The organism is Pseudomonas sp. SDO52101_S400 (genome assembly GCF_054071635.1).
Map to the genome: position 1 here is coordinate 1 of NZ_JBSVWF010000105.1, position 9,844 is coordinate 9,844.

Below are 9,844 nucleotides of genomic sequence, written 5' to 3' on the forward strand. Positions count from 1 at the left end.
TGAGCATTTCGCGGTCGGCTCCCTCTCTCAGTGGAGAGGGGACTGACCGAGGTGTCTATCGTCATACATCGACCTGAAAGATCGTGGCGATTATGGATTCACGGAGTTTCTTTCAGGTCGGCGTAGATCGTGAGCATTTCGCGGTCGGCTCCCTCTCCCACTGGGAGAGGGCTGGGGTGAGGGGGCTGCTGTGAGTCGCACACTTATTCGGCACCACCACTAACCCGATGAGTCTGCCGAAACTCACCGGGCGGCATCCCGCGCCGGCTCTTGAATGTGCGGTGAAACGAGCGCGGTTCGGTGAAGCCCAGATACTGCGCAATATCCTGAATCGGCAAGGTGCTGTTGAGCAGGTAGTGCTCGGCCAGTTCCTGGCGCAAATCATCAAGGATCTGCTGATACGAGGTGCCGGCCTGATGCAACTGGCGTTGCAGCGTGCGCACCGAGACGGCTAGATGTTCGGCCACCTGTTCCTTGCGCGGCAGACCTTCCTTGAGCAACTGGCGCAGGATGCTTTTCACCCGCTGCTCCAGCGACGCATCCTCCAGTGTCGCCATCAGACTTTGCGCGTGTTCCTCCAGCGTGCGCAGCAAATGCGCATCGGCCTGGCGCAACGGCAACTGCAAATACGGCAATGGCACGATCAGCGCGGAATACGGCTGATCGAACAGCACCGGGCATTCGAAAAACTGTTCGTATTGTTCCAGCGTCGTGTCCGCCGGGATTGAGTGTTCCAGCCAGACAGCGGCCGGCGACAGCTGGGTGTCGGCGATCCAGCGTGCGTATTGCAGCCAGGAACCGAGCACGTTTTCCACCAGATGCCGGCGAATCCGCGGGCGCTCAAAGCGGCAGCTCCAGATCAGGTGCACGTGGCTGTCGTGCACCTCGGCGCGGCTGACGCCCATGTCGCCCACCAGTTTTTCGAACGGCATGATGCGGCTCATGGCATCGCCCAGTGTTGCGCAGTTCATGGTGATGTAGCCCAGCACGCTCCAGGAGTTGGGCAGTACGAAATTCGCGGCGTTGAGGCCGAACAGCGGGTCGCCCGAGTGCTCGCAAAAGTAATCGAGCAACCGTTCATGGGTTTCACCCGGCAGGCGCAGGCTGTTGTCGCTCAACTGCTGCGCCTGCAACCCGGCCGCCGCCAACGCAGGCTCGATGGCCATGCCCAGGTGTTCGGCATGGCGCAGGTACTTGAGCAGCGGCGGAACGGAGGTGAAGCCGAGCGATTGCATGACCGTATTCCCTTGATCGAGGCTGCCACGGGCGGATGAGCGCCCTGAAAGGTAATTTGAATCCACGACTAAAGTAAATGGCTGACGCTTGCGCGACGTTTGACTCAATTGGCTACTCGAACTGGCCGGATGCGACCGTGACACTTTCGGCCGGCTGACTAGTATGAGGGCCTGAAATCTCACTGATCAGACTGCACAGAAGGACACACGCATGCGACGCTGGAACGGCTGGGGAGATGCAACCACGGTGGTCGAACTGCCGGCCCAGGGCGCAAGTTTTCTCCATGAGCGGCTGGGGGAGGGACGAGCGCTGCCCGACGCGACGCTTGAAGCGGCGTTGGCCCGCGTGCCGGTCTCGCGGCTGGCGGAACACGCCTTGTACAGCATCGACGCCCATGATCGCTTGCTGCATGCCCGTGGCCAGAGCCTGCCGGACTGGCTGGCGTTGCGTGAAGGCGCGCTGGGTAACTATCCCGACGCCGTGGCGTTCCCGGAAACCGCCGAGCACATCCGCCAGTTGCTGGCGCTCGCCCAGGCGCAGGACCTTTGCCTGATTCCCTATGGCGGCGGCACGTCGGTGGCCGGGCACATCAACCCGCCAGACTCTGCGCGGCCCGTGGTGACGGTGTCGCTGGCGCGGATGAATCGCCTGCTCGACCTCGATGAAAAAAGCCTGCTGGCGACTTTCGGTCCCGGCGCCAGTGGCCCGCAGGTGGAAAGTCAGTTGCGCGCCCGTGGCTACACGCTTGGGCATTTCCCGCAGTCGTGGGAGTTGTCGACGCTGGGCGGCTGGGTGGCCAGTCGTTCCAGTGGCCAGCAGTCGCTGCGCTATGGGCGGATCGAGCAGTTGTTCGCCGGCGGAACGCTGGAAACCTTTGCCGGGCCGCTAGAGATTCCAACTTTTCCAGCCTCGGCGGCCGGCCCTGATCTGCGCGAAGTGGTGCTGGGTTGCGAGGGGCGTTTCGGGATCATTTCCGAGGTCAAGGTGCGCGTCAGTGCGCTGCCGGCCGATGAGCGTTTCTACGGTGTTTTTCTGCCCAGCTGGAGCAAGGCGCTGCAAGCGATTAGGCAACTCGCCCAGGCGCGGGTACCGCTGTCGATGCTGCGCTTATCCAACGCGGTGGAAACCGAAACTCAACTGGCACTGGCCGGCCATCCGCAACAGATCGCCTGGCTGGAAAAGTACCTGAACCTGCGCGGCGCCGGGCAGGGCAAATGCCTGCTGACCTTCGGCGTGACCGGTAATCGCCGGCAGAATGCGCTGTCCCTGAGTCAGGCCCGTCAGCATCTGAAGGCATTCGGCGGCGTGTTCACCGGCACTTTACTCGGCAAGAAGTGGGCGCAGAACCGCTTCCGGTTTCCGTACCTGCGGGAGAACCTGTGGAACGCCGGTTACGTGGTCGATACCCTCGAAACCGCCACCGACTGGAGCAACGTCGACAACCTGCTCAACCGGATCGAAAACAGCCTGCGCGATGCCTTGGCGGCCGAGGGCGAACGGGTGCATGTGTTCACGCATCTGTCCCACGTCTACGGCGAAGGCTCGAGCATCTACACCACTTATGTGTTTCGCCCGGCGGCGGACTATCCCGCCACGCTCGCCCGCTGGAAAGCACTCAAATACGCGGCCAGCCAGACCATCGTCGACAACCACGGCACCATCAGTCACCAGCACGGCGTGGGCAAGGATCACGCGCCGTACCTGCCGCGCGAGAAGGGCGCATTGGCGATGGACACTTTGCAGGCGCTGAGCCGGCACTTCGACCCGGCCGGGCGCCTGAACCCCGGCACGCTGTTGCAGGAGTGAAGGCGATGAGCGCGGACTGGAACGCCGGATGGCGTCAGCAAGTCCTGCCGACGTTGGCGGGTGAAACCTGGGACCTGATCGTGATCGGCGGCGGCATCAGCGGCGCCGGGATCCTGCGTGAAGCCGCGCGCCGTGGCTGGCGTTGCCTGCTGCTGGAGCAGCGTGACTTCGCCTGGGGCACCTCCAGTCGTTCCTCGAAAATGGTCCATGGCGGTTTGCGCTACATCGCCAAAGGCCAGTGGCGCCTGACCCGTGATTCGGTGCGCGAACGCCAGCGCCTGCTCGATGAAGCGCCGGGGCTGGTGGAACCGATGAGCTTCATGATGCCGCACTATCGCGGCAGCTTTCCCGGGCCTCGGGTGCTGGGTGGTCTGTTGTCGATCTATGACGCACTGGCGGGGCGGCGCGACCATCGTTTTCACGACGCGCAGCAACTGCGTTATCTGGCGCCGGGGGTGAAAGAACATGACCTGCTGGGCGGCACCTGTTTTGTCGATGCGCTGACCGATGACGCGCGGCTGGTAATGCGCGTATTGAGCGAAGCGCGGGCCGACGGCGCGGTGGTGCTCAACGGTGTGCGCGTCGAACATCTGCTGCGGGAAAACGGGCGGTTGTGTGGAGTTCAGGTCGAAGATTGCGAGGCCGGCACATCACTGCAATTACGTTGTGGTGTATTGGCAGTGGCCACCGGCGCCTGGGCCGAGCGCTTGCGTCCGTCCGAGGCTCCGCGCCAGTTGCGTCCGTTGCGCGGCAGTCATTTGCTGTTGCCGGGCTGGCGCTTGCCGGTGGCGCAGGCGTTCACGTTTCTGCATGAGCGGGATCGTCGGCCAGTGTTCGTTTTCCCGTGGGAAGGCGCCACGGTGGTCGGCACCACGGACCTCGATCACCGCGAGAGTCTGGACCAGAGCGCGAGCATCAGCGGCGAAGAACTCGACTACCTGCTAGCCGCCTGCCGACAGCAGTTTCCCGGCGCTGAAGTGACAGCGGCCGACGTGCTTTCAACCTGGTCCGGCGTGCGCCCGGTAGTGGGCAGTGCGGCGGGTGAGCATCAGGACAAACCGTCGAACGAAACCCGTGAGCATGTGCTGTGGCTGGAACCGGGTTGCGTCACCCTGGCCGGCGGCAAGCTTACGACGTTCCGCCCGCAAGCCATCGAAGTGCTCAAAGCGTGTGCCGACATGCTCGGCCGTTCCTTCGATGACGATGCCGCGCCGGTATTTGCCGCCGTGCCGCCACTGACAATTCCGGGCCTCAGTCCTGGCCAGTGGCGACGTCTGGCCGGGCGACATGGCCGGGACCTGCCGAGGCTGGCGCAACTGCTCGCCGAACTGGGCCACGACACCGTCGGCGCCACCGACACCTTGTGGGCGGAACTGGCCTTCGCCTGCGAGGCGGAAATGGTCCTGCATCTGGATGACCTGCTGCTGCGCCGAACCCGGCTCGGCCTGTTGCTGCCCCGTGGTGGCGCGGAATATTTCCCGGCCATTCGCCGTCTCTGCCAACCACGGCTGGGCTGGAGCGACGAACACTGGCAACAGGAACAGCAACGCTACCAGGCGTTATGGCAACGCCATCACGGCCTGCCGGAAATCGCGCAGTGATGCCCTTCGAAGAGAGCTCCATGGACAACCACCCGAACAAGCGTTACCTGCTGGCCATCGACAATGGCACCCAGAGCGTGCGCGCGCTGCTCTTCGATTTGCAGGGCAACCTGCTCGGCAAGGGCAAGGTTGAATTGCAGGCCTATTACTCGACGCAACCGGGCTGGGCCGAACAGGATCCGGAATATTACTGGACGAAACTGGGCGAGGCCTGCCAGCAGGTGTGGGCGCAAACCGGTATCGATCGTTCGCAGATTGCCGGTGTTTCCCTGACCACTCAGCGCGGCACGGTGATCAACGTCGATGCCCAGGGCAAGCCGTTGCGCCCGGCGATTCTCTGGCTCGATCAACGTCAGAGCGAAGTCGAAGGCGGGATCAAGGGACCGTGGGGCTGGCTGTTCAAACTCGCCGGCGCGCAGGCTACGGTGGATTACTTTCGCGCCCAGGCCGAGGCCAACTGGATCGCCCGCCATCAGCCTGACGTGTGGGCGGCGACCGACAAGTTTCTGCTGCTCTCGGGGTTTCTCACTTATCGCCTGTGTGGGCGTTTCGTCGACTCGGTGGGGTGTTGCGTCGGTTACCTGCCGTTCGATTTCAAACGCCTGCGCTGGGCCGCAACCCGTGACTGGAAATGGCAGGCGCTGGCGGTGCGCCCCGAGCAACTGCCGACCTTGCACAAACCCGGTGAAACCCTCGGCCATATAAGCGCCGAAGCCAGTCTTCACACCGGCATCCCCGAAGGCATTCCTTTGATCGCGGCGGGGGCCGACAAGGCTTGTGAAGTGCTCGGTTCCGGCGTCGTCGACTCGGGCACGGTGTGCCTGTCCTACGGCACCACGGCAACGATCACCAGCACCCGTTCGCGCTATCTGGAAATCGTCCCGTTGATTCCGCCGTACCCGTCGGCGGTGCCGGATCAGTACAACTGCGAGGTGATGATTTATCGCGGCTACTGGATGGTCAGCTGGTTCAAGAACGAATTCGGCCTGCGGGAAATGCAGCAGGCCAAGGAGCAGGGGATCGAGCCCGAGCAACTGTTCGATGCGCTGGTCGATGCGGTCCCGCCGGGGTCGATGGGATTGATGCTGCAACCGTACTGGTCGCCTGGGATTCGCGAACCGGGTGTGGAAGCCAAAGGCGCGATGATCGGCTTCGGCGACGTGCACACCCGCGCGCACATTTACCGGGCGATCCTTGAAGGCTTGGCCTACGCGTTGCGCCAGGGCATGGAGAAAATCGAAAAGCGCTCGAAGATCTCCGTCACTCGCTTGCGTGTCGCCGGCGGTGGCTCGCAAAGTGATGCGGCGATGCAACTCACGGCGAACATTTTCGGCCTGCCGGCGGAGCGTCCGCACGTCTATGAAGCGTCCGGTCTGGGCGCGGCGATTTGCTGCGCGGTCGGGCTGGGGCTACACGCGGATTTCCCCTCGGCGATCGCGGCGATGACCCGGGTCGGCGCGGTGTTTGAGCCGCAACCCGAGGCGCAGCAGGTCTACGAGCGACTGTACAAGGACGTTTATCTGCGCATGTATCGGCAGCTCAAACCGTTGTATCAGAGCATCCGCAAGATCACCGGTTACCCGGCCTAGAAAAACTACACATCTTCTTGTGGGAGCGGGCTTGCTCGCGAAGGCGGTGGGTCATTGAAACAATCGGTGACTGATACTCCGCTTTCGTCGGAACGCCGCCCGGACCAAGCCCGCTCCCACAGGGGACGGAGGCGTTTTTTTGCGCCATGCGCGTGGCGCTATCGGAGAACTTTTCTGGTGAGATCGGACAGTGTCAGAGGCGGGGTCGATTGTTAGGCTCATCCCCCACGGCACATCCAACAAGAACCAGAAGCAATGAAGCTGATCTCCCTCTTGCTGCTTTGCGCAATGGCCCCGACGGCGTGGGGCTGGTCGAACCATACGGTGGGCAGCTATCTGGCGTTGCAGGACCTGCCGGCGTTGCGCGATGCGCCGCCCGTTGAAGTCGAACCGCTGGAGCAGTTTCTCTCCGAGCAATACCCGGCAATCGTCGCCTTGTTCGATGAGCAGGAACGCTTCGCCCGCGAGCACTTCAAGCAGTACCCGCCGCGCCCCGACAACCTCAAGTTGCCCGCTATGCCGGGGGACAATCTGCGCCACGACTTCCTCACCGCGCTGCGGATCAACCCGCAGATTCATCTGGCGATGGTCATCCAGCCGCTGCCGGGCAAGGACCTCCCGGAGCGCGAACATTTGCAGGCCGATCAGGTCATGGTCGAGCAGACGCTTTCGCCGTGGAATCGCCAGCGTTTCATTCGCGTGTCTGATCACGAAAAAGTCGCGCCCCTGGCCGTGCTGGCCAGCGCCGCCGATGAACCGGATTACGGCCACGACATCAATCTGTTCAGCGACAACCCCGGTGAAGTCGCCGCGTTGTACGGCTTCGGCCCACAGCCGTTTGGCGATTCGCGCTTCCAGTACAGCTCCCAGGCGCCGTTCCACATGGGCTTCTTCCATGAGAGTCCGGTGGTGTACGCGGCCGCCGGATTTCTTGAGCGCAGCTGGCCGGACTGGCGCGCGTATCAGTACATGGGGCTGGCGCGACTGGCGTTTGCCAGCGGCCATCCTTACTGGGGTTATCGCTTTCTCGGCTGGGGCCTGCACCACGTTCAGGACCTGACCCAGCCGTATCACGCCAAGCCGTTGCCCGGCGTCGAACTGCCCAGCCTTTTGCTGCTGGAGGCCAAGGCGCTGGCCGGTTTTGCAGATGACAAACAGACGTCCATCGAACGGGTCGCGACCCGCCACATGGAAGTCGAGAAATACCAGTCGACCTGGCTGCGTCGTGTGCTGCGCGCCGGTCAGCCGCATCCGATGCTCGACGCTTACGCCGATGCCGCCGGGGACGCGCATTACCCGCCGTACTCCGTGGACTACCTGCGCGAAGTGGTGAGTGCCGAGTCCGTAGATGACTCGGCAGCCTTCGATGACGCTATCGGTCAATGGCTGGAAACGGCACCGGCCACCAGTGATTTCAGCGCAGGCAATCAGTTGCAGCAAGAGAGCTTCGACCATCCGGCGCTTAACGGGCAGTTGTTGAAATTGCTCAGCCACTTCGGCGCCCACAGCCGGATTTATGTCAGCGCGGGGCTGGCGCCCTAAGCATCGCGGCTACACACAACAATAAGAACAGGGAAGGAGGAACAGATGATCAACACTCGATTGCGCCTGTCTGGCGTGGCGCTCCCCGGTGTCGGTTTGGCAGGGCTGCTGCAATTCTGCGCAGTCGACGCGGTGCAGGCCGCCGAGTTCAGCGTGCTGGACAATCAGGTCACCGGCTCGCTCGACACGACCTTGTCCTATGGCCGCCTGTGGCGGGTCCAGGGCCGGGACAAGAACAACGATGACGTCAACACCAACGACGGCAATCGCAACTTCGACACCGGGCTGGTTTCCGAGGTGTACAAGATCACTTCGGAGCTGGAAGCCAACTACCAGAACTATGGGATGTTCCTGCGCGGCACGGCGTTCTACGACACCCAGTTGATGGACAAACGCAACGACTACTACCGCAACAACAGCCCGTCGCAACCGAGCCAGAGTTATCCTCAGGACGACCGTTTCACCAGCCAGACCCGCGACATCGCCGGCAGCCGGATCGAGATGCTCGATGCCTATGTCCACGGCAGCTGGGACGTTGCGCAAATGCCGGTCACCGCACGGGTGGGGCGTCAGGTGTTCAACTGGGGCGAGGGGATTTTCTATCGCGGCGGTGTCAACACCACGAACCCGGTGGACGCCGCGAAATATCGCTTGCCGGGTGCCGAGGTCAAGGAAGTGCTGATGCCAGTGGAGGCGGTCAGTTTCAACATCGGGCTGACCGACAGCCTGACCATGGAGAGCTTCTACCAGACCAACTGGAAAGAAACCCGCATCGACCCGGTCGGCACGTTCTACTCGCAGACCGACCTGTTCGCCGACGGCGGCAACACCGCTTACAACAACTTCAGCGGCACCGCGCTGGATACGCCGGTGCCGGGGTTCGGCAACGTCATCGGACTGTACAGCGCGCTGGGCAACAACCCGTTGCTCGGCTCGGCGCTGAAATCCACCGGCCTCTATGCCAACGGCGTGACTCCGGCCTACGGCAACACCCTGAAAGTGGCGTCGATCGGCAAGGACTACAACGCGCGCAACGACGGCCAGTTCGGTTTTGCCTTTCGCTACATCGCCGAGGAGCTCAACAGCACCGAGTTCGGCCTGTACATGGTCAACTACCACGCCAAGGAACCGACCATCTCAGCCGACCTGGGCGGTTACAAGGGCATCGACATGAATGCCCTGACCAACATGCTCTCCAGCGTTGCCGGCAGTCAGGCCGGAGCCCTCGCCAACGGTCTGGCGACTGCCGATGTGATGGGCAACATCCAGGCCCATCGGCGCTATGCCGAAGACATCCGCATGTACGGTTTCAGCTTCAACACCACGCTGGGCAATGCCTCGGTATTCGGTGAACTGGCCTATCGGCCGAACCTGCCCATCGGCGTCGCAGCCACCAACGACCTGATCGGCGATCTGGCCAACGGTGCTGCCGCAGCCGTGTCCGGCAAGACCATCAACGTCGGCGGGCAAATGGTCACCCTCGACAGCCAGATCAACAACGCCGAGCGGGTGGAAGCGTTCAACACTTCGCTGGGCAGCATCTACAACTTCGGCCCGACGCTGTCGTTCGACTCGATGTTCGGCATCTTCGAACTGGCCTCCGAGCACCTGCGCGGCAGCAGCCTGCAATACACCGCCTACGACGGCAGCACCCGTTACTACGCTGGCACCGGCAACACTTCGTACGTGTCCGGCGGCGATCGCGACGATCAGGTCAACCGCAATTCCTACAGCTACACGGTGATGTTCAACGGCACCTGGAACGACGTGTACGCCGGGATCAACGTCTCGCCTTACGTCGTCTACAAGGACGACTTCAAGGGCAACAGCTACCAGGCCGGCAACGCCATCGAGGGTCGCAAGGCCTACACGCTGGGGGTCAAGGCCAACTACCAGAACAAGCTCGAAGCCGAATTGCAGTACACCGAGTTCTGGGGCGGCGGGCAGAACAACGGCATTCGCGACCGCGACAACGTCGGTTTCAACCTCAAGTATTTCCTTTAATCACAGCGCGCAGCCCAATGTGGGAGCGGGCTTGCTCGCGAATGCGGTATGTCATTCAAGTTGTTG

Annotated in this window: 6 protein-coding genes; 5 read left to right on the forward strand and 1 reads right to left on the reverse strand. The window is 62.7% G+C overall.

Annotated elements, in window-relative coordinates; translation table 11 throughout:
• Positions 1 to 203: 203 nt before the first annotated feature.
• The gene (gliR, locus tag ACW9HX_RS28370; RefSeq protein ID WP_457383120.1) at positions 204 to 1,235 is read right to left on the reverse strand and encodes an AraC family transcriptional regulator GliR; all 1,032 of its coding nucleotides are present in this window, start codon (positions 1,233 to 1,235) and stop codon (positions 204 to 206) included.
• A 211-nt stretch (positions 1,236 to 1,446) separates the two neighbouring features.
• On the opposite strand from gliR, the gene ACW9HX_RS28375 reads away from it, so the two are divergent.
• The 5 genes from ACW9HX_RS28375 (at position 1,447) to ACW9HX_RS28395 (ending at position 9,778) form a co-directional block, all read left to right on the forward strand.
• The gene (locus ACW9HX_RS28375) at positions 1,447 to 3,042 is read left to right on the forward strand and encodes an FAD-binding oxidoreductase (RefSeq protein WP_457383121.1); all 1,596 of its coding nucleotides are present in this window, start codon (positions 1,447 to 1,449) and stop codon (positions 3,040 to 3,042) included.
• Positions 3,043 to 3,047: 5 nt separating this feature from the next.
• Positions 3,048 to 4,643, forward strand: coding sequence for a glycerol-3-phosphate dehydrogenase/oxidase (locus ACW9HX_RS28380; RefSeq protein WP_457383122.1), 1,596 nt, complete (start codon positions 3,048 to 3,050; stop codon positions 4,641 to 4,643).
• A gap of 20 nt (positions 4,644 to 4,663) precedes the next feature.
• Positions 4,664 to 6,232: an FGGY-family carbohydrate kinase gene (locus tag ACW9HX_RS28385; RefSeq protein WP_457383123.1), complete on the forward strand. Its 1,569-nt coding sequence runs from the start codon at positions 4,664 to 4,666 to the stop codon at positions 6,230 to 6,232.
• A gap of 255 nt (positions 6,233 to 6,487) precedes the next feature.
• On the forward strand, positions 6,488 to 7,774 hold the full coding sequence (locus ACW9HX_RS28390; protein ID WP_457383124.1) for a phospholipase: 1,287 nt from the start codon (positions 6,488 to 6,490) through the stop codon (positions 7,772 to 7,774).
• Positions 7,775 to 7,819: 45 nt separating this feature from the next.
• Positions 7,820 to 9,778: a DUF1302 domain-containing protein gene (locus tag ACW9HX_RS28395; RefSeq protein WP_457383125.1), complete on the forward strand. Its 1,959-nt coding sequence runs from the start codon at positions 7,820 to 7,822 to the stop codon at positions 9,776 to 9,778.
• Positions 9,779 to 9,844: the final 66 nt, after the last annotated feature.

Excerpts from the sequence above, each read along its gene's own strand:
- gliR (WP_457383120.1), bottom strand. The coding sequence starts at position 1,235 with ATGCAATCGCTCGGCTTCACCTCCGTTCCGCCGCTGCTCAAGTACCTG.
- ACW9HX_RS28375 (WP_457383121.1), top strand. The coding sequence starts at position 1,447 with ATGCGACGCTGGAACGGCTGGGGAGATGCAACCACGGTGGTCGAACTG.
- ACW9HX_RS28380 (WP_457383122.1), top strand. The coding sequence starts at position 3,048 with ATGAGCGCGGACTGGAACGCCGGATGGCGTCAGCAAGTCCTGCCGACG.
- ACW9HX_RS28385 (WP_457383123.1), top strand. The coding sequence starts at position 4,664 with ATGGACAACCACCCGAACAAGCGTTACCTGCTGGCCATCGACAATGGC.
- ACW9HX_RS28390 (WP_457383124.1), top strand. The coding sequence starts at position 6,488 with ATGAAGCTGATCTCCCTCTTGCTGCTTTGCGCAATGGCCCCGACGGCG.
- ACW9HX_RS28395 (WP_457383125.1), top strand. The coding sequence starts at position 7,820 with ATGATCAACACTCGATTGCGCCTGTCTGGCGTGGCGCTCCCCGGTGTC.